The organism is Enterococcus sp. AZ048 (assembly GCF_051715125.1).
Lineage (GTDB): Bacteria > Bacillota > Bacilli > Lactobacillales > Enterococcaceae > Enterococcus_A > Enterococcus_A gilvus.
The window spans coordinates 2,319,758-2,345,963 of record NZ_JBIOTD010000001.1; the positions used below are offsets into that span (position 1 = coordinate 2,319,758).

At 46.0% G+C, this 26,206-nt stretch carries 25 protein-coding genes; 3 read left to right on the top strand and 22 right to left on the bottom strand.

All coding sequences use genetic code 11. The annotated features are described in order from the left end of the window. Window positions 1-209 precede the first annotated feature (209 nt). From dagF to IGI66_RS11450, 9 genes are all read right to left on the bottom strand, one after another. On the bottom strand, window positions 210-947 hold the full coding sequence (gene dagF, locus IGI66_RS11410) for a 2-dehydro-3-deoxy-phosphogluconate aldolase (RefSeq protein WP_438849037.1): 738 nt from the start codon (window positions 945-947) through the stop codon (window positions 210-212). A gap of 60 nt (window positions 948-1,007) precedes the next feature. Further along, a complete protein-coding gene (locus IGI66_RS11415) occupies window positions 1,008-2,096 on the bottom strand; it encodes a DgaE family pyridoxal phosphate-dependent ammonia lyase (protein WP_438849039.1) in 1,089 nt (362 codons plus the stop codon). Continuing rightward, window positions 2,080-3,192: an amidohydrolase/deacetylase family metallohydrolase gene (locus IGI66_RS11420; protein WP_438849041.1), complete on the bottom strand. Its 1,113-nt coding sequence runs from the start codon at window positions 3,190-3,192 to the stop codon at window positions 2,080-2,082. Before IGI66_RS11420 ends, IGI66_RS11415 begins: the two co-directional genes overlap by 17 nt. Before the next feature lie 15 nt (window positions 3,193-3,207). Then, the gene (locus tag IGI66_RS11425) at window positions 3,208-3,900 is read right to left on the bottom strand and encodes a DUF4310 family protein (RefSeq protein ID WP_010779774.1); all 693 of its coding nucleotides are present in this window, start codon (window positions 3,898-3,900) and stop codon (window positions 3,208-3,210) included. 57 nt (window positions 3,901-3,957) lie between these two features. Further along, window positions 3,958-4,737, bottom strand: coding sequence for a DUF4311 domain-containing protein (locus tag IGI66_RS11430; protein ID WP_438849043.1), 780 nt, complete (start codon window positions 4,735-4,737; stop codon window positions 3,958-3,960). 15 nt (window positions 4,738-4,752) lie between these two features. After that, entirely contained in the window at window positions 4,753-5,109 is a 357-nt protein-coding gene (locus IGI66_RS11435; protein ID WP_438849045.1) for a DUF4312 family protein, read from the bottom strand. 12 nt (window positions 5,110-5,121) lie between these two features. Then, on the bottom strand, window positions 5,122-5,475 hold the full coding sequence (locus IGI66_RS11440; RefSeq protein ID WP_010779771.1) for a glycine-rich SFCGS family protein: 354 nt from the start codon (window positions 5,473-5,475) through the stop codon (window positions 5,122-5,124). Window positions 5,476-5,492: 17 nt separating this feature from the next. After that, window positions 5,493-5,819: a PRD domain-containing protein gene (locus IGI66_RS11445; protein WP_010779770.1), complete on the bottom strand. Its 327-nt coding sequence runs from the start codon at window positions 5,817-5,819 to the stop codon at window positions 5,493-5,495. Window positions 5,820-5,945: 126 nt separating this feature from the next. Beyond that, the gene (locus IGI66_RS11450; RefSeq protein WP_438849048.1) at window positions 5,946-7,790 is read right to left on the bottom strand and encodes a BglG family transcription antiterminator; all 1,845 of its coding nucleotides are present in this window, start codon (window positions 7,788-7,790) and stop codon (window positions 5,946-5,948) included. A 426-nt stretch (window positions 7,791-8,216) separates the two neighbouring features. Between IGI66_RS11450 and IGI66_RS11455 the strand changes: the two genes are divergently transcribed. Beyond that, window positions 8,217-9,542, top strand: a complete 1,326-nt coding sequence (locus IGI66_RS11455) for a DUF6056 family protein (protein WP_431377836.1) — start codon at window positions 8,217-8,219, stop codon at window positions 9,540-9,542. 32 nt (window positions 9,543-9,574) lie between these two features. Here IGI66_RS11455 and IGI66_RS11460 read toward each other — a convergent pair whose 3' ends face one another. The 9 genes from IGI66_RS11460 to IGI66_RS11500 form a co-directional block, all read right to left on the bottom strand. Further along, window positions 9,575-10,480 carry a magnesium transporter CorA family protein gene (locus tag IGI66_RS11460; protein WP_010779767.1) on the bottom strand — a complete coding sequence of 302 codons (906 nt, stop codon included), beginning with the start codon at window positions 10,478-10,480 and terminating at the stop codon, window positions 9,575-9,577. Window positions 10,481-10,590: 110 nt separating this feature from the next. Then, window positions 10,591-10,926, bottom strand: a complete 336-nt coding sequence (locus IGI66_RS11465; protein WP_244265178.1) for a hypothetical protein — start codon at window positions 10,924-10,926, stop codon at window positions 10,591-10,593. A 46-nt stretch (window positions 10,927-10,972) separates the two neighbouring features. After that, window positions 10,973-11,257 (bottom strand): sortase, encoded by a 285-nt coding sequence (locus IGI66_RS11470; protein ID WP_438849051.1) that lies wholly within the window; start codon window positions 11,255-11,257, stop codon window positions 10,973-10,975. A gap of 71 nt (window positions 11,258-11,328) precedes the next feature. Further along, window positions 11,329-11,928, bottom strand: a complete 600-nt coding sequence (locus tag IGI66_RS11475; protein WP_314578253.1) for an alpha/beta hydrolase — start codon at window positions 11,926-11,928, stop codon at window positions 11,329-11,331. Between the two features lie 103 nt (window positions 11,929-12,031). Further along, the gene (locus tag IGI66_RS11480) at window positions 12,032-13,282 is read right to left on the bottom strand and encodes a pilin N-terminal domain-containing protein (protein ID WP_438849053.1); all 1,251 of its coding nucleotides are present in this window, start codon (window positions 13,280-13,282) and stop codon (window positions 12,032-12,034) included. Window positions 13,283-13,304: 22 nt separating this feature from the next. Next, window positions 13,305-14,123 (bottom strand): class C sortase, encoded by an 819-nt coding sequence (locus tag IGI66_RS11485; protein WP_431388341.1) that lies wholly within the window; start codon window positions 14,121-14,123, stop codon window positions 13,305-13,307. 65 nt (window positions 14,124-14,188) lie between these two features. Further along, window positions 14,189-15,838 (bottom strand): SpaH/EbpB family LPXTG-anchored major pilin, encoded by a 1,650-nt coding sequence (locus IGI66_RS11490; RefSeq protein WP_438849056.1) that lies wholly within the window; start codon window positions 15,836-15,838, stop codon window positions 14,189-14,191. Between the two features lie 28 nt (window positions 15,839-15,866). Beyond that, window positions 15,867-20,396, bottom strand: coding sequence for a prealbumin-like fold domain-containing protein (locus tag IGI66_RS11495; protein WP_438849058.1), 4,530 nt, complete (start codon window positions 20,394-20,396; stop codon window positions 15,867-15,869). A 734-nt stretch (window positions 20,397-21,130) separates the two neighbouring features. After that, entirely contained in the window at window positions 21,131-21,694 is a 564-nt protein-coding gene (locus IGI66_RS11500) for a VanZ family protein (RefSeq protein ID WP_438849060.1), read from the bottom strand. Between the two features lie 362 nt (window positions 21,695-22,056). On the opposite strand from IGI66_RS11500, the gene IGI66_RS11505 reads away from it, so the two are divergent. Continuing rightward, a complete protein-coding gene (locus IGI66_RS11505; protein ID WP_367378565.1) occupies window positions 22,057-22,440 on the top strand; it encodes a hypothetical protein in 384 nt (127 codons plus the stop codon). A 37-nt stretch (window positions 22,441-22,477) separates the two neighbouring features. Further along, window positions 22,478-23,020: a hypothetical protein gene (locus IGI66_RS11510; protein ID WP_438849062.1), complete on the top strand. Its 543-nt coding sequence runs from the start codon at window positions 22,478-22,480 to the stop codon at window positions 23,018-23,020. A gap of 75 nt (window positions 23,021-23,095) precedes the next feature. Here the strand turns inward: IGI66_RS11510 and IGI66_RS11515 are convergent, their stop codons facing one another. From IGI66_RS11515 to IGI66_RS11530, 4 genes are read right to left on the bottom strand one after another with little or no spacing between them, the layout of a single operon-like run. After that, the gene (locus tag IGI66_RS11515; protein ID WP_438849064.1) at window positions 23,096-23,812 is read right to left on the bottom strand and encodes a sugar transferase; all 717 of its coding nucleotides are present in this window, start codon (window positions 23,810-23,812) and stop codon (window positions 23,096-23,098) included. A 26-nt stretch (window positions 23,813-23,838) separates the two neighbouring features. After that, on the bottom strand, window positions 23,839-24,603 hold the full coding sequence (locus IGI66_RS11520) for a tyrosine-protein phosphatase (protein ID WP_010779755.1): 765 nt from the start codon (window positions 24,601-24,603) through the stop codon (window positions 23,839-23,841). 7 nt (window positions 24,604-24,610) lie between these two features. Beyond that, entirely contained in the window at window positions 24,611-25,360 is a 750-nt protein-coding gene (locus tag IGI66_RS11525) for a CpsD/CapB family tyrosine-protein kinase (protein ID WP_010779754.1), read from the bottom strand. A gap of 44 nt (window positions 25,361-25,404) precedes the next feature. Next, entirely contained in the window at window positions 25,405-26,193 is a 789-nt protein-coding gene (locus tag IGI66_RS11530) for a YveK family protein (RefSeq protein WP_314578225.1), read from the bottom strand. Between the last annotated feature and the right edge of the window lie 13 nt (window positions 26,194-26,206).

Sequence of the window (26,206 nt, forward strand, 5' to 3'; positions counted from 1 at the left end):
TATTGTGCATATTTTCACTAATAATAACAAAATTTTTATTGCCCACTCTATGCTGTTCTTCCTTTACAATAAAGTCTCCATTTTATTAGCTCCCCTTTAACCTACAGCATTTTAAAAAAGCTGTCAACAATTTGTGTTTTATTTCACAAAATATTTTTATGAACAAGAAAAAGAAGCCCACGACATCCGTCAAAGGCTCCTAGAGTAGACTAAAGAACTTCTTTTACCATAGCTAACAATTTTTCAACGTCCTCAGGGCGTGTATCTCCTGTCGCTGAATCAATGATCGAGCTGTAAATATGAGGAATCACCTTTTCAACCCCCGCATCCAAAGCGATTTGAAGGATTTCTTGGAAGTTCTTCAAATCGATGCCGCCCGTTGGCTCAAGATAAAAATCATTTTCTGCGCACGCCTTTGCTACTGCCTGGTATTCCTCTTTGCAGGTCAAGCCCTTCATCGGGAAATACTTAAGGGAACTCCCCCCCATATCCTTCAAAAGCGCGATGGCCGTCTCAATAGGTACGATCGCCTCTGTTGTTTGGGCGCTCAAAGGACCTGTGGCAATATTGACGTACCCCACTTTGCCGCAAGGAGAGACCAGTCCGTTGATCACTGTCTCCTTTTGTCCTAACAGCGCGCGAGAGGTTCCCACACCTGTAAATACTTGATTCACGTGCTGCGGCTGCAACTCGCCAGAGATCCGCGAGACCATTTGGCTTTGGTTGGGATCACCGGCACCTAAGCCAACAGACAGCGCGTTTTCCGTCGCCTCCTGATAGTTCTTCATATCTGTGATGGCGGCCTCGTCACTGGTGTAGTTCTTTGATAGCACTCCTAAAACGACGTGCCCTTCTGCCGCTTCGTAACATTCACGCGCGTTTTCGACTGAATTTGCTAAAACATTCAGACACACGCGATCTTTATAATATTTTGGTGTCAATGACATAATTGCTTGTTCCCCATTTCGATTGATTTAATTTCTCTTGCTGCAATTGGTTCCGCTGATTTACAAAATCTCCTTCAACCGGCTCACGATCTTCGCCATTTCCTCTTCGTCTACGGCACGAATATCGAATTCGATTATGCCGTTGTTGGCTTGGTATTCGCGGGTATAAATAGCAGGATCTTCCGCCTTCAAAGCCGCGATCACGGCTTTCGCTGATCCCTTTTCTATTTTCACACTGGCACGATAAATGTCGCGACCTGCCCCATCCTGAACCACCGATGCCGTCAAACCATCGATCTGATTGAGTGCTTCGATAAAAGGAGTCAATCGCCCCTTCATCGACTCGCCGGTCTCAGCGCCCATCTTTAGTCGATCTTCCACGGCTTGTGTTAGACCCAGAATAGTGTCTTTCCCGATCTTCATGGCCCGACCGATGCCTTTTCCCTGCATACGTACCCACTCAATATACGAAGCTTTGCCGAGCACTAATCCGCTGCTGGGACCTTCAAGAGCTTTCGCTCCAGAGTAGATCACCAGATCTGCACCGGCTTGACTGTATTTAAACAGGTCTTCTTCCGCTGCGGCATCTACGATCAAAGGCAAGTGATGCTTTTCAGCCACCGCAGCTGCCTCAGTCACTGTCAGCATGCTTTTTTGCACTGTGTGATGGCTTTTGATATAGAGCAGCGCTGCCGTGTTTTCTGTGATCATCATTTCCATTTGTTCTGGTGAACAGCCATTGGCATAGCCGGCTTCAATGACTTGACCGCCTCCTTGGCTCACCATCACTTCAACGGGGGTCCCATAATCGACATTGTGGCCCTTCGGTAAAAGGATCTCCCGCTTCGTGATCCGCGGAGTATAGGGATGGTAGGCGTGATAAAGACTGCCCTCACCGATCACCGCCGCGACGGATTGTGCGATCCCAGCGGAGGCCGAGGACACGATCTGGGCGTCCTCCACCTTAAGAAGCTTTGCGAGATAAGCGCCTGTCTGAATCAACAAGTCACTCATTTCAAAGAAGTGTTCGCCGCCGAAGCGCTGTGCCGCGAGAACTGATTCTGACACTTTTGATACGCCTAAGATCGTCATCTTTCCTGAGGCGTTGATGACCTCCTTCAAGCCAAACTTGTCATAGCTCATTGTCATAAATGGCGCCTCCAATAATTGTTTTCACTGGTTTGATCACTTCTTTCGCTACACGTGTGAAGCCGTTTGAATCCGTCAGTACTTTTTCACCGTCTTCCACATCAAAGATCGTGATGTCCGCGTCAAAGCCCGCCGCTAAACGCCCTTTTTTCTCTAAATGGAAACAGCTCGCCGGAACGACGGTCACCTTCTCGAGAATCTCTTCCCATGAATAGCCTACGACCCGCAGCTTTTCCATCGTGGCCGCCAAATCATAAACCGGCCCGTTCTCACGATTGCGGTGATAAATGTCTGTACTGATAGTCGTTGCTTTGATGCCTTCTTTTAACGCCCTCTCTGCAACATGGAAATTAAAGCTGTCCGTCCCATGCCCAATGTCAAAGACGATCCCTTTTTCATAGGCAGCTCTCGCAAAATCCTTGATCTGATCGGTCTCTTGATCTAAGATCCCGTTCGGCTTGCCATTGAAGCAATGCGTCAGCACATCGCCTTCATCGAGGAGCGCCAATACGTCTCGCAGTTCCGGCGGTGCCGATCCAATGTGGATCATTAATGGCAGGTCGTCGTTTTCTTGTTGGATCTCCTTTGCCAGCTCTAACGGTGTGATCCCACTTTCTCCCACGACCGTCTTGCTCATGCGTGCCTTCAAGCCAATGACGAACTGGGGAAGCTCAGCGATCCGTGCTTTTACCAAGTCTGCTTGGATCTTCGATAGATCCGCTAATTCGTCCTGCTCGACGATCCCCCACTTAGAGATATTCATTAGCGCGTAGACATTGGTTTTCACCTTCTTCGCCAGCTCATAGAAATCACCGATATTTTCCGCGCCAGTCGTTCCCGCATCGATCACGGTCGTAACACCTTTTGTTACGCCGATCTCATCTGGGTAATCATAATAGAGGCTCATTTTTTCGTAGCAATGTACGTGATCATCGATCCAACCAGCAGAAACATAATGTGCACCGGCTAAGTCGATCACCTCTTTTGCAGAGGACTCGATCTGAGTGTCCACGTTTAAGATCACGCCATCTTTTATTGCAACTTCTACTTTTTCTCCGTCCATCCGTTTGCCGTTTTTGATTAATACATCAAACATCCTTCTGCCTTCTTTCTATTGAAGCGCTACTGGGAAGATCGTCCCAAGGATCATTGCGCCAAGGATCGCGCCGCCAGCGATCGGTTTTTTCCAAGCATAAAAGCCCAGTGCACCTAAAGTCGCGCCAATCCCGATCGGAATCGATGCCCCGCAGGCACTCAAAATGATCAAGGGCCCTAAGAAACGGCCAGAAGAGTTTCCGGCACCCATCATGACATCTGCCCCAAAAGTCGAATTTGCCTGATTGATCGTGAATTTACGGATCAAAATGATCACGCCGCCCACCAGCAATCCTAAAACAGCCCCTGTCATCAAGGACAAAGCAAAGTTGTCGATTGGTGCGCGGATACCCATGCTCAAGAAGATCGCCGGAATCCCGATACCGATACCGGTCAAGATCGAACCACCCAAGTCCAAGATCCCAACCAACGATCCCTCTAAAATACGTGCAAACAAGAAGCTTGCTCCAAAGGCCGCGGCAGCGCCATACGAGCCGCCATCAAGTCCCGCCTTCAGCATCGCCACGATCGATACTTCGTTAAAGGCCCCAACTCCGTGCACCACATACATATGTGTGCCGGCAAAAACAGCCGCGGCCATGATTCCTACAGTGATGGGAAACGCCCAATCCGCATACCAGAAACTTTTCGCCTTCTTCTCTTCAGAAAGTGCGAGTTGCTCTTTGCTCAATTCTTCTGTGTTGTCCATTTATTTTCCTCCTCAGCGTATTTGTGTGTCGCTGCTTACTAGTTATCCTTCAATTTTCTAACTCAATCCAAGCATTTTATGGATGTTTTCCAACCAATTTGGCGCCTGCAGCTTGAAGCTTTCCAAGACTTGCAGATCAAAGCCGCGGAAGAATCCGCTAAGAATGAAGAGTGCCACGATCGCCACCATCATCATCTTCGTTACTTTCGACCAGCCGATCTCATCGACCCCTTTACCGATCAAGATACCTAGTACCACACCTGGTACCGCGTTGCCCATGATCAATTGGGCGATCCCGCCGAAGAGTGTGCCCCAGAAGCCTGTCCGTTTTCCAGCATCCAACGCTGCCAGCCAGAAGATGACGGGCATAACGATGTTGATCAAGGTCGTTGCTGCGGGTACCAATACCGCCACCGCAGTTACTTGCAGTGCTTCAGGAATCGCTGCAGCCGTTGAATTCAGAAAGGCAACGACGACCGCGCCCACCACTGCACCAACAAAGCCCATTTTCCGAGGATCGTGCATGGATTCTGCCACATTTTTATTTTTAGCTAATAAGACCGAAGCTGCCCAGTTTGGAATGATCCGATGCGTCACATCCTGTGTGAAGGCGCCGGCTCCCACCGTTGATGCCCAGGCATTGAAGAAAAAGCCTAATCCGAATGAGAAATGCGACGCCGGATCACCCATACAGGCATTCATTTCTCCTAATGTACGGAAGGCCCCTAATCCCTGCGTACTTGGTGCATGAAACATCCGTGCGGCCCCCATCGAGGCAGAAAAGCCCAACAAACCGCCAATGATGATTGATTTGATCAAAATTATTGTAAATTCCACTTCATAACTTCCCTTCTATGTTCTGATTTTTTTGGAAATGACCGGGATAGGAACGCCGTCTGGATCACTCGTCCTCTCTTGCGTAAAGACGACCTCATTGGCCTGCAAAGTCGTCACGTTGACTATCACTTCAAGCACCACATGAAAGCTGGTTCTTTTTCGCGGAAAGAAGAAAAAGAGAAAGCGTTCCTTGTAGGTTTTTTCGACCGCTTTTACCACTTCCACCTCTACTGGCTCGATCCGTAAAATGACTTCCGATTCCTGCATCATTTTCTTTTGGATATCTCCCAGTGCACTTGCGAATGCATGCTGCTTGGTATCGCCTTTGCCTTCCACTGACACGATGACTTGTTGGCATTCTTGAATACTCATTTGCTCATCTCCCTAATTGTGTTTCTTCTCAAAGGCTTCAACCAATCGTTTGCCTAGCTCTTCTTGATCCATAAAGCCAAAGCCTAAAACGGTCTTGCCATCATTGATCGCCGTGATCCCCTCTTCGACCGAACGCATCCCGTGACGCTCTGGATACCCATATTTTGTTGCCGCGGTCAGTGCGCCTGCGCCCCCGCTTCCGCAAAAAGAGATGCCCATATCTGCTTTTTCCTGCTGCATCACATCGCCTAAACGCATATCTGCGCCCATGCCCGGTACCACGACGGCTCTTCCGCCTGCTGCTTCTACACCTTTTGCTACATTTTGTCCTTTACCCATACGGTCTGCGATTACTACTGTGATCATTTATTTTTCCCCCTAAATTAATTTTGTTTGGCTGTTTCAAAGTGGATCGATAATACATACATCTCATCCTGTGAAGGGTTGTTGATCTTCTTCACAACTCCTTCTGCTAACTGCAATGCTTCTTGCGAGACTTCGCTGAACATCGTCGGATCGACTTCAGGAATCGCCTCCTGTTCTTTGGAACGCTTCAGCATTGCATCCAGATGGTTGATCAAAATCGTCCATTGCAATTCTGTCGGTTCTATCCTTGCTGCCTTCAGCTCACTTCCGAGCCAATCCAACAATTCTTTTAATTCCTTTTGGTACTCACTCGTTGCAATGATTTGTAGCGCCTCTCCAGTCACGGTCGTTCACTTCCTCCTTTTTCGTATTACTGTAATTATTTTTCTTATCAGAAAAATAAGTTTGATCTTCAAGCTGTATACCTTTTTATTGATACCCTTTGACAAAGCGAATGCTTATTTAGAAATTCATGCTTTGATATACGCAAACAGGGCATTGATCTCTGATTGATTGATAGCCATGTTGTGTTCAGTGAATAAGTGCGCGATCTGTTTGGTGTATGACGCTGCCACGGTATTCGCTTCTTCCGCCTTGCTGCCTTCCATTGTGTATTGCTGGTCAAAGGTGATGCGGTGGACCATCAAAAATACATGCAGCAAGAATGCTTCACGGTATTCCTGATTGAGCTGCTCTTGAAAGACGAGCAATAATTTTTCATAGATCGTGTATGCCTGTAAAATCAGCTCTTTGCTGAAATCCTCTAGCGATGTCCGATTTCCTGCCGGCTCCAGTCGCAACTTTCGGGTGCCTTTTTGCGGAGACTGCTGCAGGATTTTTTTGACTGCCTGCTGGATCTTCTCCAGATCCTGTTTCGTCGGCAGCGGATGCACCTTAATAAATTCGCAATCCATTCCTTCGATCGGAAAAATGCTGATGACCAATTCTGGTTCCTTTTGCTTAATGATCTCCTGGGCATTCAACACAGACGCAAATGCAGCGATCTCGATATTCGATAGCTCCTCCGAGATTTTCTGCTTGATCAGACTTGTCACCCCTAACCCCGTCGAGCAAACGTAAACGGCACGGACACTCCTGAGGTCGGCCGCTTTTTCATAAGAAACGAGAAAATGAAGCGCGATGTAGGCGATAAACGAATCATTGATCAACAGGCTTTTCCCTTGGATCTCCCGTCGTACGACCGTTTCGATGGCTTCAAAGAGTGCGGGATACTTGGCTTTGATGTCCTCTTTGAAGGGGTTGTACTCATTCACAAATTTTTGTTTGCGAGACAGCCGCATCGATAAGTGTGCGTAGAGATTCGTCAAGAGCTGCGGGTCATTAAAGAATGAATAATTGATTTTTTTACTTACCTTTAAGATCAAATTCTCCGTCAAGGTCATAACATCCTGCTGTGGATCATTCTCGAAGGTATCGCTGTAAATGTAGCGGTATTCGTCTTCAAACAACGGCAATTGATACTGATCGAAGACTTGCTGCATCAATAAGTAAGAGAGTTCCTGTTGTTCTTTTGGATCATTCAACAGTTGATACCGCCCGATCGTGTATTCATTTTGCAAACGCACCGTAGCGATCGCGACGCGGATCAACATATTCAGCAGCTCTGCATAATTCAGCTCCGACGTGTCGATTTGCTTCAGCAATTGCCTCATATCTCCCAAAACTTGATTGAAGACTTTTTGAAAAGCCGTTTCCTTCGCTGAATACAGCTCATAGCCTTCCTGCTTTTCACTTTGCAAAAGCAGGTCCATGATTTTATAGATGTCGTAATCTGTCAGGTCCTTTTGCAAAACCTCCTCGATCAATAGCCGAACCTGATGCTCCGGTCCTGTGATTAGAAACCCTTTGCGGGGCACACGCGCCAAGGTCAGACCTAGAGATTCCAAGCGCGCCTCTAAAACCTCCAGATCATTTAGGATCGTGTCCTTGCTGACCATCAGCCGATCCGCCAATTCCAAAGAAGTGATCGCTTGGTTCGTCAGCATCAAATGGATACTTAACCGATCCAGCCGCAGCGTCTGATCCGCAAACAGCTCCAATCGATCGACGCCCATCAACTCACTTTTCAGCTTGATCCTTTCGGAATCACTCAAGACTAGCCAGACCCCCTGACTCCTTTTGCTCGTCAGGTCGTGATTTCGTTCCTTCAGCCAAGCACGGATACTGTCTAGATCATATTTGATCGTGCGTACGCTTACATTCCGCTGATCTGCTAGCTCCTTGGTCGTCATCGGCTCCGTATTCTCAAGTAATTGAAACAAAACCTGTATTTGTCGTTTCGTTATCTGCTGCATGCTGCTCTCTCCTTACACCTATTACTATAGTGATTTGTGTTTCCCGTAACAATATGAAATGGTTGCACTTACTCTAGTGCAACAAATTCACATCTCATCAGATATTTAGTGGCTCTTTGCAGCGTCCATTCAAAAATACTGCCCAATACGCAGTCATTCTCTGCAAAACGATTGCACTAAGCCTTTCTTAAAGTAGCATCTTCAAGATCTTCTGTAACGCATTATTCAAAAACTTTTTTTCTTATTAAAATCTTTGATGGAAACCCCCGTTTAAATAACTTCTATTATCAATCTATCCTTGCGAAAACAATAATAATCACATTAAAAAAAACTACAAATAATCATTGAATTTTTTTCACAAATTCATTTTCCAGCCGCCGAGCTGTGATACATTATCTGTTGACTGTATGACGAAAGGAGACTTCGATGCTCAACGAAAATTTCTTACCTACAAAAAAATCCGCCTTGCCAGCATGGCCTACACTCAAGCGGCTCTTGCTGCTGACTAGCGGAATAGCCATGATTTTGTTCTTGAATTTCAATAAAATCAGTTTTTTCGCAGATGATTTGTTTTTTATCCAATCGGATCAGCAATTGTTGATGCTGACCTTGGCTGAGCGTTATGAAACGTGGACCTCTCGTCTGCTGATTGAAGGCCTGTTGCTCTTTTTCGCCCACCACCTTTTTCTATGGCGGCTTTGCAACAGTGTGATGATGATTCTGTTTGCTCTTTTTTTAGCGCTCTACACGACGTCTCAGCGAAAAGTTGTTCATCTGTATTTGGCGCTGCTTTTCTTTTTTACGATCCCTTTGAAAACCTTGCAGACTGCCGGCTGGCTGACCACTAGTTTGAATTATTTATGGCCTGTGACCGTGGGATTAATCGGTATCTTTCCTATTCTGAAATGGTATAAGAACGGCGCTCGCAGCGGTGCGACCACTCAGATCTTTTGCAACTTTTTACTGCTCTTTGCCTGCAATTCAGAGGTCGTGGCGCTATTTCTATTGCTGTTGCTGCTGGGGTTGATCAGCTATTCCTACATCAAGGATGGAAAATTCCCTAAGCTGCTGGTTTTCCCAGTGCTGATCAGTTATTGCAGTATTCTTTTTGCTCTCCACGCTCCCGGCAGTATGGCGAGAAGAATGCAGGAAGCAAAAGTGACTTTCAATGATTTTCAACAGGTTAGTTTGTTTCATAAGCTTGATCTAGGATTCTCTTCTACCTGCTATGAATTTTTCTTCAGCAGCAATCTCTTGGTCCTTTTCTTCTTTTCTTTGATTCTTTTAGGGGTCCTTCGCAACCAGTCGTCCCATTTCACGCGGTTTTCTGCCTGTATGCCGACAGTCATCCTGTTTGGTTCTGTGATCCAACGTTCCCTCAGTCATTGGCGAGCACAAAGCATGGCGGCACGCACACTGAAAAGCGTCAACACGCAGCTCTTTCCTTACGACGAGATTCTCTTTGCACTATTGTTTCTTTGTACGTTATGGGCGCTGATCCATTCCGTGAAAAGCATAAAAAAAGGGATTTTCTTGAGCTTCCTTTTTCTGACAGGCTTCATCATGCGTGTTTTGATCGGGTTCACCCCCGCGATCTGGTCGTCTGACTTCCGTACATTTTTCATTTTCTATGTATGTATCCTGTATCTCTCCCTGATCCTTTATCAGGAATCCTTCTATTTACCCTATACAAAATATTTGGTTCTTTTTTTCAATCTCGCAGGGCTGTTCACCTTTCTTTCCTTGCTATAGCAAAAGACCATGCCAACGCGGCATGGTCTTTGTTATTTCATCATTTTTCGCAGGACATAGGATAAACCGAACCAGAGAAACAAACTGATCACGATCACGATGATCCACCCCGAAGCATTGTGCTCGAATGGCAGCGGGACATTCATCCCGAAAAATCCTGAAACGATCGTAGGAATCGTCAGCAGAACAGACAGCACGGTCAAGATCCGCATCGTATCATTCAAATTATTGTTCAGCACGTTATTATAGGTACCTGATAATTGCTGCAAGATTTGCGAGGAAAGCTGTGTCATTTCCACTAATTGCTGCGCCTCGATCAATACATCATCCAGACTTTCTTTTTCCTGATCGCTCAACCTCCGATAGATCCCATGGGTTTTGATTTGTTGCACTAATAGCACATTTTGACGAGAGGCGGTCACGAAATAAACGATCCCTGTTTCCAAATCCGATAACAGCAAGAGGTTTTGCTTTGTCGTCTTGTCCTTCAATAGATTACTGATGCGTTTTCGGTCACGATCCATGCCCTCTACAAAAGGGAAAAATTGATCGGATATAATGAAGAGACTGCCAAACAGCAGCTCAAACAGCGTACTTTGGGGATTTTTTTCTAAGTAACTCTTGATCTCAAAGTATAGGTATTTGCTTTGTTGATTCGTGACAGTGATCAGCGTGCGATTCACCACGATGAATGTCATAGGCACCGTTTCGTAGTGATTATCGATCTTTCGCCGATTCGGCGCGTTAAAGATCAGCAACAATACATCCGTCGCCTTGTCGTAATCCAGATGGGCCCGTTCATTTCGGTCCAATGAATAATCGACGAATTCGCTGTCGATCCCATAATCGCGATACAAATTCTTCAATTCATCTTCATTTTCTGCCTCTATGTTTACCCAACTGTTCATCTTATTGTTGAAAACTTCTTTTGTATACATGGCCTATCTCCCAGCGTTCATTCGATTCGTTTGAATTTTATCACAGAACGCTTAAAATGTACCACTAATGCCGCTGCTTTTTTCTCAGCGATAAAAAAAGAGCTGAAAGATCACTCTTCCAACCCTTTCCCATAGCTTTCCACATGCATGAAGCCCCAGTTGGTGGGCATATAATACCCGTCCACTGCCATATCTTTCAAATCACTGGAAACCAATTGCCCGGTGATGTAATAAATTCGTTTTGCTTTACGCTCCGCCTCGCCTAATTTGTCTAATAAGCCATTCAAATCATATTCGGGCATCAAAAAATAATGGAAATTGAACCCTTTCAAGCGCTCGTGTGTGATCGCCCCTTCAAAGGTCAATAATTTTTGCAGCTCTTCATCATTGAATGTCAAATCTGTCGACGTCAAGGTCAAGCCCTTATACTCAAATGAATCTGTCATCATGCCACCCCTTCGACTCATTTTACCATAACGGAAAATCGTGTCACTATCTTTTATTCCGCAGGTGATTGATGAGAATCAGCAGCAGCATGATACTTGTCGTAATGAGCGCCGTTTTCAGCATCAAATTTTCTTCTTTGGTCAATTTTTTTACTTTTTTGACAGTATTTGGTTTATAGGGAATTCGTTCGCCCCGTACTAGCAATCGGTGAGAATTCACCCCATAAGGCGTACAGGTCAATAAGGTAGCATAGTCCTTGCCCTTTTCCGCCTTTAGGGTTTCCGATTCCCCTTCTATTAATATAGAAGAAAGAAAATCCCTTCTTACCAACTCATTTGTCTAAAAAAAAGCAGTCGAAGAGGGATTCTCCAACTGCTGCTTGCTTCTGTTTAATGAAGGACTCATTGATGCAACCACTCGCGGGCTTGCTGCACTTCTTCCATGCTCACTTGGTGACCGTGAGCCGTTTCTGCGACAGTAACTGCCGCCTGTCGCTCCCGAAAAGCCGCGACCAATTCTGAAAATGACGCTTCGCTAACGATCGGGTCGCGATCCCCGCCATAAGAAACCCAAATCTTCTTGTCCGCGAGATCGAACGTCTGGGTATGTACTTCCAATGACATCGGGTGGAAGAAAATACCTTTTGCCAATGGTGTCTGACGCTCCAGTAAAAGATGTGCTGCAATATTCGCACCATTTGAATAACCGACCAAGACCCATTCGTCTAAAGGAATCCCTTTTTCTTCACTGAGCTGTTCGATGACTTCTTGCAGATTGTCCGTCTCCTTCTCGAGACTGTCAAAATCAAACTGATTCAGACCGTTCCGTTTAAAGAAACGATTCATGCCTTCTTCTTCGACTGTGCCGCGAAAGGATAAAATCGTACTATTCGCGTCTAAAACCTTTGCCAGATCCACTAAAGACGTTTCATCGCCGCCTGTTCCGTGGAGCAAAATAAACTTTTTCCCGTTTGGTTGTCCTTCTTGATAAAGATAGTCCATTTCCACGCACCTCACTTACTAATTGTAAGTTAACATGAATCACCTCATGGAGACAACTTTTTTGTTTGTAAAAGAGTCGCTAGCTAGAAAAACGCCCGCCTGCTCACGAGCGCTTCCTCCGTTGTCGAATAAGCAGCGATCCTACGAGCAAGACAGTACCGGCGATCATCAAGTAGGGTGCCACGGCTTCGCCAGTCTTCGGTAGGAGCCGACGCAATTTTTCTTTTCCGTCAGGTGTTTTGTCTAGCGTATCTGGCAGCTTGCTTCGTTCATTATTATAAACACGCGGCTCCTTTTTCTCTTTGGCCGCAGCGGTGATAGTGCCGTTGTCGTCTTCTTCCATCCTATAGCCGTTGACGGTGATTGGCTGAAGCTTGCCGGCCTCATCTCTCGACGTATCCGGGATGACTACCTCGATCGCTCGCGCTTCTTTTGAAACAGCATAGCCTGCTACGCCCTGCAATTCATCAAAGTAATAGGTTCCTGCGGGCAAATAATGCTGAGGCATCTCCACTAAGCCCTCCTTGTCGGAAACAAAACGGGCAATGTCCGATTCAGTGGAGGGATTCTCAAGCACCAGCCATTTATTTTTCAGTTCCGCCGTTGGGTCCTTATGGAGATACTCTTTCTCGCCACGATCATTGTAACGATACAAGCCGAAGACTGCACCGGCCAAAGCCACCTCCGTCGCGTCCTGCTTTTTCCCAAGTTTATAAAAATACGGATTCCGCAAATAACTCAAATTTTTCGGGTACAAGTGGATCATCGCCATCGCCTCGTGGGTGATCGGGTCCTTCAAGGGCAAGACGACCGCAAAAGGCCGCGCGCGGGAGAGATCCACCGTCACTCCAGCGGCGGGATCTACCCCCGTTTCCACGATCACGTAGGCGGCGTCCTTTTTGAGCTGCTGATTATAACTAGGAAGGGTAAACTGAGTCACGCCTTCCGCGTCCGTTTTTCCTGCTGCCGCATGTTGCTTGACGATGGGCTCCATCTGTCGTTTTTTCAAGTAGGCGATCGCCTGCTGACAGCTCATGTCATTGATACGGTCCAAGAAATCATTTTCGCTTAATTCACTTTCGATATAGAGCTGGGTCACGTCATAGACATCAAAGATCGCTCCTTCTAAAGGCGTCGTTTTTGTATAGATCGCCGCCGCATCCTCTGCTTTGTTCCCATCGTTCTGATGGGGATCAAAGGCCTCCATATCCGCCTCCCGCAAAGCACGCTTATGCAAGACGATCGTGACTTCATCTTGTTGAGCTGCAAAAACTTCGCTCGCCTGAACAACCGACAGCAGCACCGAAGCCAGCAAACAGAGAAGCGCGCTAAAAATCAATTTCTTCTTTTTCATTGTCGGCTGGCTCCTTTCCCATTCAAGATTTTTTACGCAAATAATAGATTCGAATGCCGATCAAAAGCAGCATGACAGTTCCGGTGATCGCCGCAGCCAAGAGGATCTTCCGATGTTCCTTCGAGCTTTTGACGGGCTTGATCGCGTTCTTTTCCTCGGGCACATAGGTTGTGCGCACGCCCCGCACCAGTAATCGGTGGGAGTTCACTCCATAGGGTGTACACGTCAAAAGTGTCACGTGGTCTTCCCCGGGGATCATTTTCAGCGCCTCGGTCTGTTCCGGTAAAACAACTTGGATCTGATCGACTTGATAGGCCAGCGTCCGATTCAACACGGTGAGAAAGAACAGATCCCCCTTCTTCACCTCCGTCAAATCCGTCAGCATCTTGCCGGCAGTCACCCCAGTGTGTCCCGTCAATACCGCGTGGGTATTCCCTCCGCCCACCGGCAGCGAGGACCCCTCCAAATGGCCGATCCCCTTTCGCAGGGTCGATGATTTCGTTCCATGATAGATCGGCATTTTCACACGAATCTTTGGTACCTCCAGCGTTCCCATCATGTCCTCGATCTTCAATAAGTCATAGTAGTTGGACTGCATCGCATAGCCCGATCCCTTTACAAAAGGATCACGCACAGGATTTCCTGCCAATGAGTCGTTAAACGCGACCGCCTTTTCCCATTCCTTGTCCAAGGTCGCCTGATCGAGCTTCGCCACGTTTTTTTCATAGTTGTCCATCACGTAACTGCTGTTTTTATCCGAAAGATACTTACTAACGACGGGGTACCCCAAAACGCCAGCGCCTGCTAAAAGAAGACAAACAGCGACTATTATTCGTTTCATTCCACCCGTCCTTCCAACAGTTTTTTTATGTACAGCAGCGAAGAATAGCCTTCGCTGCTCGGTTTTTATGAATGGCGTTTCTTAGGTAAAACAAGCATGATTGCCAGCCCGATCAATACGATCCCGGCAACTACCAACGCGATCACGCCCATGCCCCCTGTTTCAGGAAGCTTAAAGCCATTTGAGTTGACCACATCTTTTTCTAAAACGTATTTCGCATTCTTTTCTGCTTCATCCGTCTCAAATTTCACGTTGAACGGATCACCCAACAGGTTGTAGCCGTCTGGTGCTTTCGTTTCCACTAGCCAGTAGTCGATCGGCACCTTCAACCCGACAAAGCGCGCTTTTCCATCAGCTATATCTGTTTCCACTTCGTAATCAACGAATCCCGTAAGGTCCGATTTGTCATAAGTCCCATCTCCATTTTTATTTGGATATGCTACTTCGATCACGTTTCCACCAGCATCTTTTTTCACTTTGATAAAATGCTCTGCTCTGGCGTTTGCCTCGGTATTACTGATTTTGAATTTAGCTGTGTCTGTCTTGATCGCATTTCCGTCTTTGTCTACTTTTTCTAGCTCGATTTGACCGACAGGCGTTTCTGTTTCGTTAGTATCTTTGCCATCGCTTACGTCGTCCTCGTTCGTGTATTCCAATCTCCCTTTATTGGGAATGACGTTGCCATGTTCATCTGTTTCTGAATCGAAGACCGCTTTTTCATTGATCTTCGCTTGGAATTTGACGATGACCTTTTTGTAGTTATTTTCCGCGAGGTGCTTCATGCCATTTTTCGTAAAGACGACTTTGAAGCCGCGTGTCGGATCGACCGGATCACCTGAATCGATGGGTTCGATCGTATAATATTCATCTGGAGTGCCCGGATTAATAAGTTCTGTCTCCTCTAAAGGCGTCCCTTTCGCTCCGTAAACTTTCACGCTGTCCGCTACTAGATCCAACGCTTCATCTAATGTATCTGAAATATTGAACTTGATGTATTCGTCGATTTTTTCTGGTACCGTTGCAGTGATTTTAAAATCTAAAATATCCCCGATACTCACATCGTTGGTCTGTTCGACTTCCTTAACGGCTTCAATAGCTTCGTTTTTAGGAAAAACGTGAACGTCATCGTTCCAGCCTGTGATGTCGTCTGAGTCATTTTTGATCGACATTGGGACAGCTACGACAAAGTTCGGCGTTTTCACTTCGATTGTTACTTCTTCACCAGCAGGATTTTTAGCTCCTGAAATATCTGATTCAACGACTAGGTATTGCCCTTTGTCTAAGTCTTCCCATTTGGCTGTGCCATCTACAGCGGTAGTTTTTTCAATCCCGGCACCAACGGCGTAAACATAGGATTCCGACCCCTTCTTAGCTGTTACTTTCATATCTACTGTATTTAACTCATACGTCCATCCCTCTCCGCCAGGAATGACTTTTGGCGCATTCGGAGTCGGTTCAGCAGGAGCGCCCACTTTATAGACCGTAAATTCAACCCCCTGCAATTGAATGGCTGAGTCAGGTACAGTGTTCGCATCACTGGCATCCCCGGTTCCTGCCGGTCCTGCGGCATCGTCAGTCAGTAAATATTTATGGATCGTCAAATCCCCTTGCGCGGGAGCGATGGGGGCGTCAGGTGCCGCGAATGCATTGAAGCCTCCCAATACTATTGATGAAACCATTAATACAGCGGCTATTAATTTCGTTAATTTCTTCATTTTTCTCATCTTCTTTCTTTCAGTGATTTTATTTTTTCAATTTGTCTGAGACAAACCTGATTCCTTCTGTAAGCTGACGCTTGTAAATCTCCAAAAATACAAGTGCTGACAACCCAAGTAATACGATCCCTATACTCACCACCGTATGAAGGCCGATCCCTCCTGCTTTTGGCATAATGGTCTCTCTGTAGTTTGGCAAATACAGCTCCTCGTCTCTTTCGTAAAAGGCTGGCGGCGGTGGATCGGTACTTCCTCGAATCGTTACTTTCCCTTGATCGTTGACCGTAAGAATCCAATAGCCCTGCGGCAAGTGGTACCCCTCGACCGTTTTGGTCTCAACCAATAGGTAGCTGCCTTCGATCAGCGCTTTGAAAGTAACCCTTCCTAAATCGCCGATGTCCAAACTGCTGACCGCTTCACGGTACGGCTCCTCTGACAGATCCCACCGCGTATTCGCAGCATTCGGATCTTCGCTCCCAGTTGTATTTCTTTCCTTATATAAAGCAAACGCCACATTTCCTAACGGCTGCTGCCGCTCGTTTTCTTTAATGAAGGAAAAATCATACGTTGGGACTTTTTGGTTCTTAAGGTACGCCTCGCCATTCAATCGCTCATGATAGATGGTGCTATCCGCCCCAGTAATCAGTTCCCCGTTCTCAAAATATTCGATACTCGTTACCTTGTTGACCTTCGCGACCGGGTCCCAGACCAGCCTCACGACCCAGTGCCCATCGTGAGTCATATAATCATGCATTCCTTTGACTTCACGGATACCAACGATCTGTTCCTTGACTACCTCCGTCCGTCCAACCTTCGTCTCCAACGAATCATCCTCCGTGAAGAGACGCCCCGAACCCGAACTGTCGAAAGAATCCGCTAAGGTGTTTCCTGAGATTTTTTTCCAAGAACCCGTGCCAAGTTCAGCCGTTTCATACCCGCTGGACCCTTGGTATAAAAAGGTTTCAAATTTGAAACTGTCTGCTGAATGCTGCGTGATCGGATTCAGATCTCCATCTACTTTAAAAATCGGGATCTTCGTCAATTTCTTGTTTTTCAGATAGATCCCCTCAGGGCGAACATCAGATCCGGCAGCATTTTCGTAAAAGGAATCCAACCACTGAGCAGGTCTTGAATCGACATAGCCAGAAAAACCAGACTGCAGATTTCCAGACGGACTCACTAACCAATGACTCGTACGATTGGTACTAAAGGAATGATTGTTCGGCAATTGATACCCGTCATAGGTTTTTCTTTCAATAAAACTGTACACTTTATCCGGTGCCAGATTTATTGGCGCACCACCTGCATCAACCAATTTCCCCTCCGCATTTGTCGTGTAAGGGGAGTTGGTCAGCTTGTTCCAATTATTTTTGTAACCAGTTGCTAATGGATTGTTATGGTCTTTTTTTGCATCCGTTACCTTGTCCGGACGATCAGCTTCTGGTCCAATGTACTCATATACGTCGAATTCAACTGATTTTTCATCGTCTGAAGGCATCGGATCATTGTTTTCATCTACCTTATAAATAGTTGGTTCAACATCAAACCGGTTCGGGATCGCCCAATAATCAACGGCGGTGCCTTCCGGTCTGTATTTCACCCGGCCTGTTTTTTTGGTCCCATACCCTTCTACCCAGTCAAAACCGCTTGGATTTTTGATCTGAACGACCCAATAGTTCTCCTCAACAGGAGGTACTTGGTAATCTGGATGGGTATTTTCAACCTCGACCAACGCCAGTTGCGCCCCAAAAGCGGTACTAAAAACCAATCGCTCATCCCGTATCCGTCCGAGCTCATCGGTAGTCAATTCCAGATCAGGCAACGGGTCATTGACTGTTGTTGACTTAAGTGAATTATCCGGATTTACTACGACACGGCGCCAATAATCAGCCGCGATATTTTGTGGTGTAGGCGGATGCGTTGCGCGATTAGTTCCTTCTACGTACATGAAACGATACACCTTGAATGTCACATGGGCAGTCTCTGTCCTTCTCAGCGGCTGACCATCCATTCCTAATTTATAAAGCGTAAACGGAACATCTTTATCCTTTGTATAGTAAAGCTTCAACACCAGCTCTGGTTCTCCTGCAGCGGTGTCCGTTACGTTGCCATTCGGCTTTCCATGCTGTGCGGTGAAGTTGGCATTGTAATAATGCGTCACCTGCAAATAATCCAGCGGCTGTCCGTAGACTTTATCTCCGACCAGTCCTGGTTTTTCCTCTGTAACGATGCGCTCAAAATGACTGATGTCTGACCCGTCGAAGCCTTCTTTTTGTACCCAATGCTCGACTTTATAGGTGACTTCCTTGTGGCGGTTCCAGACGACCACGGTAGCGCCTTGACTCGTTGATGAGGCAAGGGTGAATTCGTCGGACACGATCGCTTGGGCCTGGTTGTTCCAGTTTGGCGAATCTCGCTCACTAAATCCGGCAGGCGCCTTGGTTTCAACAAAACGAAAGGTGTCCTTCAATGTGCTTCCAGAGACACCTAAAATTTCAGCAACATCGATCTTTATGATACCGGGAAGGAGCTTGTCCCCTTCCTCGTCTCTATACGGATAATCCGCAGTCGTGAATTTCTTTACGGGATTTCCAACGTCTTCCCACGCTGTCCCGACTTTTTTCTGCAGCTTGAACTCAGCGCCGTTGATCCCGATGTAATCCCCGTTCTCTGCGAACAAATCTGCGTCTAATTTTTGCAGCATCACTTCTGTTTTCGACAATTGAATATGCGCATTCGGGTTTTTCAACGTCGCTTTTGATGGATTGGATTTCGGCATTCGTTCCGGTGTCGTTCGATTGAGCGTCAACGCACTGTGGGTGTAAATATCCGCGTTGTTGCTGACTTCTCCCGCTGTTTCCGGCGGATAACGCACATTCAAGGTAATGTTGTAGGCAGCGATCGAGCCGCCGATCGCATTGCTCTCCCCATAAGTTAATGTGAAATAGCGCTCCAACAAGTCTCGTTCGTTTTCGGTATAGCCGCTTCGCTGATCACCGATCGTTGCCGAGGCCGCCTCTACCGCAAATTGCGGAATCTGGTGCGTTGCCCCGTCCTTATCTGTAAAGGTTTTCCCTGAATATTCCTGATCGGTCTGATCCTGCAGCCGTTCCTGCTGATTGCCTGCACGCTTCATGTTTCCAAAATGCAGCATCACTGTTTTCCGACCCGCACCGTCTTGATAGATCCCATATTGATAGGGCTGAGACTGCACACGGTTCTTAAAGTCCGACTTGCTTTCTCCCGCCTTTTGCTTCAGCAGTGTAAATCCCGTTTCTGCTTTTGGCCGCAGTGTCCCCGTATCTCCAGCATTTCGGTAAACAGGTCCTTTGCCATAATCGGCCAGCACATAGGATTGATACGCGATCGTACTTGATGGGATACCACCCGTTTGCGCCTCCAAGTCTGACGCCGACAAACCCATCGGCAAATTGATCAGTCCGCCGATCGTCAGCTCGGTAACTTCTGCTCCCGCTGGCAATTCGTCTTCGATATATCCGCCATAGTTCGCTTCATTGCCTTGGCTGCTGATGTCTGGCGACCAAATGTCGGTATAATTTTTTCCCCATTCGTGCCAATTTTCTGGTTTCCGTAAGGGATTGTCGCGATAGAAGCCTTGGTATGGATTGTCTTTTCCTCCATTGACTTTGTAATCGACCTCATCTCCTGAAAGTTCGATATTTGCCGCTTCATTAAAGCGAATCCCCCATTTTACCGAGTTTTTAGATGTGGACGTATTGTACTTAAACGAGAATCCGTTAGACGCCTTCAAATCAGTGACGTCAAATTTGATGGCTTTTGTGATGGGATCATTTTTGTCGTCTTTTCCGAAGGTCACGGGAAACACGCCGGCCGTTTTCACAAAGTTTGAGAGCATGCCTGGGAAATCCAGTTCTAACTCAAGGGGTGTCAGCGATGTTTCCATCGCTTCAAATTGAATCTCTTGGGTGTGGGTACCCGTCTTTTGCTGGATGCGGTACCGGTAAAAGACCGTTTCCTGATCATCTGTAACCTCTATCCAGTCTGTACTTTGCATGTACCAATGATCATTTTCCTTAGATGCCCCGCCTACTTGAGGAATGTCGAGGGCAAACGTATCTCCCTTGATCATTTGATCAAGTTGGACTTTGAATGAAAAGTCATGGGCTTGATTGGATACCGCCGCGACAGTTTCGGAGACTTCTTCCCCTTTCGCGTTGCTGATCTGCCACTCAAGCACCTCGATTTGATTGGAGAGATTCGCTCTTGCTTGGCGGGCAGCCGCTTTGGCCGGTTCACGGGATTCTGTCTCGCTGGTTGATGGAGTCGTTTGTGTTTCTTCTGATTCATCCGCCGTTTCTTCTACGAATGTTTCATCCTTACCCCTGCTGGAATCCTCTACTTCAGGAATCAGCCGATCCGCGGATGTCTCTAACGTGTCCTCCAATTTATGCGACGAGTTCGTCGTCGTTTCCGCAGTGGATTCTGGGACTGTTTCAGCAAATACAGGGATCAATTGGGAGACAATGACAGATAAAAGCAGCATAAGCACAGCAAAAAAACAGCTTATCTTTTTCATCTGTATTCCTCCTTTCGTTTAATGGACACCTTTTTGTGAAAAAATGAGCTAGGCAAATGATTGAAAAAGTTCAATGTAAGAACAAAAGCCTTACTTTCCTTTTAATTTCTCCAACGAACACTAAGACAAGCAATTAAAATAACGTTGTTTACTTTTTGCATAAAAAAGAGAACCTATTTACTAAGGAAATCTTGATTCAAGAAATACAAACTTAATAGATTCATTTATTTACTTGTACATAACCGATGATTTTCTATTTATATTTCCAATAGTCTCACGGGATAATCACAGCTTTATTTTTAATATAAATTTATTTAAGTTACTTTTTAATTATTATAATATATAAACTATGCTAATTCAAATCTTTTATTAATATTAACGAAATAGAATAAACAAAAAAGAAACCGCATGTTCCTTATAAGTCTCTTTTTTATAGAAAATTAGGTAGACCTCACGTATTAAAATAACTATATATGTAATGATATAAAACTATTTTTTTATTTTAAATAGTATTTATGATAAAACAGAGAGAAAAAAAGAGAGGATCGACGATCAATCCTACTTATTGTTAAATAACAATTCTTTCTCTATCCTAATTTTTTTAATTTTATTAATTGTTTTCTCGATTAGTTGACGCCTTTCTTCTTGATTTTTTCATTTTTAATAGCAAAAAGAATGTATTTAAAGAAATACAACAAAAAAACGATCAGGGAAAATCCCTAACCGTTTGTTTTTTAAGCCAGTCTCTCTTTAAATTTTATACATAAGAAATACCCGATCCCGCAGCCGACAGCGTTCGAAAAAATATCCCAAATATCGAAGGTCCCGATATAGAATACATATTGGATCGTCTCGATCCCGATGATCGTCGTCAATGCAATGACCGCCGCCTCCACTTTGCTGGCGCGAAGGCCATACAAGCAGCCCAACGGAATAAAATACCCGATGTTCAGCAACAGCTCGATGATCTGCTGCCCATCATTCAAATACAATTCAAAAGGATTCAAATTAAACGAATGATAGGCTCGTGCTTTCGTAAAAAGCATGATGAACAACAGTAAAAAATAGCAGCTATAAAAGAGATACAGGTAGATACTCCATAGCTTTCTCTGCTCCCATTGCCAATAAAAGAGCCACAAACTCAAAAAAATAAAGAGCCACAGTGCCTCATCCGTGTATTCAAAGCGCTGCGCCATTCGGGCCAAACGAGGATAATTCTGCAACGTCGGCATGACCAAGGTATAAACCATCCCGTAGCTCAGCAGCAGAGCAACCACGCCTGCAATGATCTTCTTCACCTGATCCCCTCCTATCCTATAACAAATAAGTATAGCGAAACCTCGCAGCGGCTTCATTAAAAAGGCCGTATCCCAAGAAAAGCTTAAAGAAACGCTGCCTCGCTTCACTCGTTTTCTTCGATTTGTTTTATCGCGAACCTTCTATTATATAAGAATCCGCTTTCCATTTCAAATCGCAAAATGACTTCCCCTCCCCCCAATTTGACCGGTTTTTGCCCAAAATAGCCGTTTTTCACCCCAAAACAGGTCATTTTGAGGGTCCTGCGGTCATTTTGCGATTTGCCAAATTTTTCTCGCTCCTTTACCTTTTAAGCAACGGCCGGAACAATTCTTAAAAAGAAAAGGAAGCGATCCACATGAGGATGCAAGATCTATCCCTCAACCACTATCAGCTTTTCCATTTAAAAGTAGCCACCTTAGAAAACCGCATCACCTGGTATTACCAATTAACACAAAACAGCACCACAACGATCAAATATATCTTAGCCCTGCGCGTTCGCTATCAGCTTGGTGCAAAAGAATTCGCCTACGTATTGAAAGACCTTGTCCGTTACCTTTTTTTGAACACCAAAGCGACCCGTACCATGAAACGCTTTTTCTACTATTTCCAAGACTATTTCCTAGCGCCCGAGTGGCGGGCATTACGCGTCCGCGTCTTCTCCGTTACCACATACATTGAAAAAGCCCAGACCTTTTTCCACTCTCTACTGTCACACATACGCCCCGAAGAAACCAATGAACCTTGAAATGGAAGAAAAATAAAAGGAAAGGATGTGCCTAATAATGACTAAAACAACCCATTTAGTGACGACCTTCAAAGATGGTGCCGGCCGCACACACGACTGGACCTACAAAGAAGTCGACACTAGCCTGACCCCGCAAGAAATGAAAGACGCCTGCCAACTACTGACCAGCCTTGATCTTTTTGAAAAAGACGGCATAAAACTGTTTGATTCTATCGTTGTAGGAACTTTGGTGACGATCAAAGAAACCCCGATTTTCGATAGAGAGACCGATCCAGACGAAGATTCTCCTCTGGAAAAAGAAACAAAACTGCCGCAGAAAATTCTCGAAGCCGCTTCAGAAAAAAGCCCCACACCTTCAATAAGACCGAAAGAACGGCCATCCCTGCCAACGGTTGCTTTGGCCCCATCGATAAAGAGCCGATCCTTACAGAAGGATTCGGAAAAGCCAAATACTTCCAAACCGGCGGCAGCAAAACCAATCAAGAAAACGAACCCGCGAAGAAGAAGCTTAGTGCGCCTATTCCACCGTTCACAAAATAAAAACGACCCGAAGCACTCTGCAGAAGAACCGGATGGCTGATCCCATAGGCACAAAAAGCTGCCTGCGATCATGACCCTCGCAGGCAGAAAAATCCGATTGATTCAATTGATTCACTCAATACGCGCCCCTTGAGGTAAGCATCACTTTAAGCGTCTTGACGATCAGCAAAAGATCGGCGCGCGTCGTGCGTGTATTGATATAGTGAACATCCAATTCTACCATTTCCTCAAAATGGATGTCGCTGCGTCCAGAGACTTGCCATGCTCCCGAACAACCCGGCTTCACTAGCAATCGCTGTTTGTCATACTGACTGTATTCCGCGACCTCTCTTTGCAGCGGCGGTCTTGGACCGATCAAACTCATTTCCCCCTTGATCACATTGATCAATTGAGGCAGTTCGTCTAAGCTGGTCCGTCGAATAAATTTGCCAAAGGGCGTGACTCTAGGGTCTTCCTTGATCTTGAACATCGCTCCTTTGACCTCATTTTTGATCAAAAGATCCGTTAGTTGCTCTTCCGCGTTGACACACATCGAACGGAATTTATACATCCTGAAGGGTCTGCCATTCCTACCGATACGCTCCTGTGCGAAAATCACAGATGCTCGCGGTTCTTCTTTATGTATGCGATAAGCGACCCAGATCATTACTGGAGAAATCAAAACAAGCCCAAAGCAACTCAAAAAAAGATCCATTGCTCGTTTTACGAAAGCATATCCTTTTTGACGTTTGAGCTTCTTCTTATCGATCCAAGTCCGCTCTAAAAACGCTGGATCGTCATAAGCTGCATTCTTTGTGTGCCCACTGCCCCAAAGCGACTTTTCTGCCTTCATTACTCATTCCTCCAACAAACTGATCCTTAAAACAACTTGAACCGCGCCATTCGCACTGCCTGATAATTGGGTCGAACGACAGGATCGCCATTCACTAGGTCCTTCGCCATCTGCTGCATGTCCCCGACCATCTGTTTCCCGCCGATTTTCTGAATCTCTCTATACGCTTCTTTCATAAAAAAATTTCTATTTTTCAAACTGTGGGCATCTGAAGCGACCATATACAGCATTCGATGCTCCAGCATCTGTCTTGCCGTCTTCTGGATGTCACTGCCAAATACCCCCACGATACTCGGCGCAGTCAACTGCGTCAGCGCCCCCATCTCAAGAAACGGCAGCAAGCGATTCGGGTCCTGACGAAACACCGAATTCCGCTCAGGATGAACGATGACTGGAATATGGCCTCGATTCAACAACGAATAAAAAACTTCCTCCGTATATATCGGCACCTCATGCGTCGGCAGCTCCACTAAAAGATAGGTATCGTTCAAGTCCGTGAACAGCAGCTCGCCTTTTTTGATTTTCATCAGCAAATACTCCGTTAGCCGAACTTCTTGCCCCTCTAATAACGTCAATCGCAGCCCCCGACGATCGATCTCCTGTTGCAAGAACGCCACATTTTGAATGATCTCCTCTGCGGGGTTGTTGTATTTTCCATTATTGTGGTGGGGCGTGCACATCAAATGAGTGATTCCCTGACTGATTGCTTTGCGAACCATTTTCAGACTTTCTTCTAAGTTTTCCGCGCCATCATCTACCCCTGGCAAAATATGACTATGCAAATCAATCATGCGCTACTCACTTGCTTCCTTCCGTTCCGTAATAATAATACGAATCTTCGCCTTGTTTTTTCCCGTTATAGATCACACCGATGATCTTCGCCTGGACCATATCCAGCAATTTCTTCGCTTCAATAATCGCTTGTTTTTTTGTCGCACGTTCGCGAATCACTAAAATCGTCCCATCCACATAGGCAGATAAAATTTGCGCGTCCGTCACTGTAACGACTGGCGGCATATCAAAAATCACTAAATCAAATGAGTCTTCTAATATTTTGACCAGCTCCTGCATCCGCTGCGAACGTAAAAGCTCGGAAGGATTGGGAGGTGTCGGTCCACTAGGCATGAGGTACAGATTTTCAGTGTTCGTTTCAATCAGTCGATTGTCGATTGCTGAACTCCCTTGCGTCATGTACACGCTCTCGCTAGTGAAGCTCCCGCTTACTGAATTCCCTTCTGTCAAATAATTGCTTAACCCATTCACATTCGGAATCTTAAAGCTCAAGGCGACACTGGGTTTTCTCAGATCCGCATCCACCAGCAACACACGACTGCCTGTGTTGGCAAAAACGATCGCCAGATTCGCCGCGGTGGTCGATTTTCCTTCTGAAGGTCCAGAAGAAGTGATCACCAAGGATTTTATTTTTTTATCTGCTGAAGAAAATTCGATATTGGTCCGAATTTTTCGATATTGTTCCGCCGTTGTGGAAAAAGGATTGATCGCTGCGATCAAATCAACGGGTGCAACTGTCTGTTTCTTTTTCGCCATTTACCGTCTTCTCCTACTGTCCTGAATTTTTTCTTGCCAAGATGCTAAACTCGTTTCCGCTTACGTGACGTCACTGTGCGATTGCTGATTGGACGATTGACCTCTTCTTGCGTCTTCACGATCACGCCGCGGTTTACCACTAGATCCTTTTTGCTGATCTGGGACACTTGCCCAAGAATCGGCAGCCCCAACGACTCATCGATGAAGCGCTCATCCTTGACGGTTTTGTCCAAAAGCTCGATCAAGAAGGCCAACCCGACACCCAGCATCATGCCAATGACCGCCCCGATTAGTAAATTCAATTGATTGTTTGGAAAGATCGCCTTTGAGGGGACGACGCCCTTCGATGTGACCGTCACTTTACTGACCTCCAACACACCCTCGGCCTTTTTTTGGAAGGTCGCCGCGGTCACATTCGCGATCCGAGCAGCCTTACGCGGCTCTGGCGAGGTCGCGATAATGCGGAACATTTGCGAATTCTGCGCCTGCTCCACCTCGATGATTTTTTTCAGCTCGTTATTGCTGTAAGTATACTGATACTCATTCTGCAATTCCTTTTGGACGGCATCGATAACGATGTCGCCCTTGATCATGTCTTTGTATGTATTGATCAGCAGCACGTTGCCGTTGATGTCGTTTTGCAGGTTGATATTGGCCCCTTCTGCCTGCTTATTTTGGACGATTAATTGCGCCGCCGAATCATAGATCGGAGTGATCAGGAAAAAGGTGACGCCAGCCGCCAAACCGATCCCCGTGATCGTCATCATAATGATCAACAGTGCTTTCTTTTTCAAAATTTGAAATAATTCTACTACGCTGATTGTCTCTTCCATCTTTTCCCCTCCA

Excerpts from the sequence above, each read along its gene's own strand:
- IGI66_RS11420 (WP_438849041.1), bottom strand. The coding sequence starts at position 3,192 with ATGTTTGATGTATTAATCAAAAACGGCAAACGGATGGACGGAGAAAAA.
- IGI66_RS11415 (WP_438849039.1), bottom strand. The coding sequence starts at position 2,096 with ATGACAATGAGCTATGACAAGTTTGGCTTGAAGGAGGTCATCAACGCC.
- IGI66_RS11485 (WP_431388341.1), bottom strand. The coding sequence starts at position 14,123 with ATGAAACGAATAATAGTCGCTGTTTGTCTTCTTTTAGCAGGCGCTGGC.
- IGI66_RS11530 (WP_314578225.1), bottom strand. The coding sequence starts at position 26,193 with ATGGAAGAGACAATCAGCGTAGTAGAATTATTTCAAATTTTGAAAAAG.
- IGI66_RS11515 (WP_438849064.1), bottom strand. The coding sequence starts at position 23,812 with ATGAAGGCAGAAAAGTCGCTTTGGGGCAGTGGGCACACAAAGAATGCA.
- IGI66_RS11475 (WP_314578253.1), bottom strand. The coding sequence starts at position 11,928 with ATGGACTATCTTTATCAAGAAGGACAACCAAACGGGAAAAAGTTTATT.
- IGI66_RS11455 (WP_431377836.1), top strand. The coding sequence starts at position 8,217 with ATGCTCAACGAAAATTTCTTACCTACAAAAAAATCCGCCTTGCCAGCA.
- IGI66_RS11460 (WP_010779767.1), bottom strand. The coding sequence starts at position 10,480 with ATGTATACAAAAGAAGTTTTCAACAATAAGATGAACAGTTGGGTAAAC.
- dagF (WP_438849037.1), bottom strand. The coding sequence starts at position 947 with ATGTCATTGACACCAAAATATTATAAAGATCGCGTGTGTCTGAATGTT.
- IGI66_RS11525 (WP_010779754.1), bottom strand. The coding sequence starts at position 25,360 with ATGGCGAAAAAGAAACAGACAGTTGCACCCGTTGATTTGATCGCAGCG.
- IGI66_RS11495 (WP_438849058.1), bottom strand. The coding sequence starts at position 20,396 with ATGAAAAAGATAAGCTGTTTTTTTGCTGTGCTTATGCTGCTTTTATCT.
- IGI66_RS11435 (WP_438849045.1), bottom strand. The coding sequence starts at position 5,109 with ATGAGTATTCAAGAATGCCAACAAGTCATCGTGTCAGTGGAAGGCAAA.
- IGI66_RS11465 (WP_244265178.1), bottom strand. The coding sequence starts at position 10,926 with ATGACAGATTCATTTGAGTATAAGGGCTTGACCTTGACGTCGACAGAT.
- IGI66_RS11505 (WP_367378565.1), top strand. The coding sequence starts at position 22,057 with ATGCAAGATCTATCCCTCAACCACTATCAGCTTTTCCATTTAAAAGTA.
- IGI66_RS11480 (WP_438849053.1), bottom strand. The coding sequence starts at position 13,282 with ATGAAAAAGAAGAAATTGATTTTTAGCGCGCTTCTCTGTTTGCTGGCT.
- IGI66_RS11440 (WP_010779771.1), bottom strand. The coding sequence starts at position 5,475 with ATGATCACAGTAGTAATCGCAGACCGTATGGGTAAAGGACAAAATGTA.
- IGI66_RS11450 (WP_438849048.1), bottom strand. The coding sequence starts at position 7,790 with ATGCAGCAGATAACGAAACGACAAATACAGGTTTTGTTTCAATTACTT.
- IGI66_RS11425 (WP_010779774.1), bottom strand. The coding sequence starts at position 3,900 with ATGGACAACACAGAAGAATTGAGCAAAGAGCAACTCGCACTTTCTGAA.
- IGI66_RS11490 (WP_438849056.1), bottom strand. The coding sequence starts at position 15,838 with ATGAAGAAATTAACGAAATTAATAGCCGCTGTATTAATGGTTTCATCA.
- IGI66_RS11520 (WP_010779755.1), bottom strand. The coding sequence starts at position 24,603 with ATGATTGATTTGCATAGTCATATTTTGCCAGGGGTAGATGATGGCGCG.
- IGI66_RS11510 (WP_438849062.1), top strand. The coding sequence starts at position 22,478 with ATGACTAAAACAACCCATTTAGTGACGACCTTCAAAGATGGTGCCGGC.